This window comes from Streptomyces sp. NPDC058307 (genome assembly GCF_042880295.1).
GTDB lineage: Bacteria > Actinomycetota > Actinomycetes > Streptomycetales > Streptomycetaceae > Streptomyces.
On record NZ_JBHVYZ010000173.1, the window covers coordinates 1 to 1,445 of the forward strand.

Genomic DNA, 1,445 nt, shown 5'->3' on the forward strand with positions numbered 1-1,445 from the left:
CTGGGGGCTGTGGGCGGAACGCTCGACGATCACCGCGCACCTGGACGACGCCGGGCTGTCCCGACTGACCCGCGGCGGCATCCAGCCGATGACCACCGAACAGGGCCTGGCACTCTTCGACGCCGCAGCCCGCCTGACCGCACCTCTGGTGATCCCAGCGCGGTTGGAATTCACCGGCCTTTCCCGTAGCGGCCGCGTACCCTCACTTCTCCGGGACCTGGTCACAAGTTCCGGTACACGGCCGATTGCGGCGCCGGCGGCGGCTGAGGGGCTGGCCGCTCAGCTGGCCGTGCTGAACGAGGCCGACCGGGAGCAGGCTCTCCTGAAGATCGTGCGCACCCACGCCGCGGCCGTCCTCGGACACTCCCGGCCCGAGAGCGTCGAACCCCAGCAGGCGTTCCGGGAACTGGGCTTCGACTCCCTGACCGCGTTGGAACTTCGTAACCGGCTCTCCAACGCGACCGGACTACGGCTCCCCGCCACCCTGGTCTTCGACCATCCGGCACCCATCGACCTCACCCGTCACTTGGACAGCCTCCTTGCGATTGGCAAACCGACCACCTATGCGCCTGATCAGATCTTCAAGGATCTCGGTCTGTTGAAGACGGCGCTGTCTCACCTCGTTGCTGAGGAGGGAGAACGTGTAGCCATTACCAACCAACTTCAGAGCTTGTTGGCGGAGTGGAAGAAAACGACACAAGCTGAAGACTCTGACTCGGTCAGGAATCGGATCAGTACGGCCTCCGACGAAGATATTCTCGACTTCGTCGGAAAAGAGTTCGGAATTTCATGACCGCCAGAATCTGATTGAACCTGTCTCCTTCCGCTGCATCTCATTCCTTCCGAGAGGAAACTGATGAGTGACGACAAGTTGCGAAACGTTCTGAAGCAGGTCGTTTCTGAACTCTACGAGACGCGCAGTCGACTGCAAAAGGTCGATGCCGGTGTGGATGAGCCGGTTGCGATCGTGGGGATGGCGTGCCGGTACCCAGGTGGGGTTGAGGATCCGGACGGCTTCTGGCAGTTGGTTATCGGTGAGACGGACGCCATATCGGGTTTCCCGGCCGACCGGGGTTGGGATGAGCAGGAATCGGGCGACCGGGAGCCTTCATATGCCCGTGAGGGTGGCTTCTTATCCGGGGCTGGTGATTTTGACGCGGAGTTTTTCGGGATCAGTCCGCGTGAGGCCTTGGCGATGGATCCGCAGCAGCGGCTGCTGCTGGAGACGTGCTGGGAGGCAGTGGAAGGCGCCGGCATCGATCCGCTCTCGCTTCGGGGTTCCGACACCGGGGTTTATGCCGGGGTGATGTACCACGATTACGGCACCATCCTCGGTGACGATGTTGAGGGGGCCGGAGGCACTGGTAGTGCCGGGAGTGTGGTTTCGGGTCGGGTGGCGTATTGCTTGGGGTTGCAGGGTCCGGCGGTGTCGGTGGATACGGCGT

General features: G+C 62.6%; 2 protein-coding genes. Both read left to right on the forward strand.

Annotated features, from left to right (window positions below; translation table 11 throughout):
- Window positions 1-793, forward strand: a 793-nt coding sequence (locus tag ACFVYN_RS41360) for a beta-ketoacyl reductase (protein ID WP_390008102.1), incomplete at its 5' end; no start/stop codon positions are given.
- A 63-nt stretch (window positions 794-856) separates the two neighbouring features.
- On the forward strand, window positions 857-1,445 hold a 589-nt coding region (locus tag ACFVYN_RS41365), incomplete at its 3' end, for a beta-ketoacyl synthase N-terminal-like domain-containing protein (RefSeq protein ID WP_390008104.1).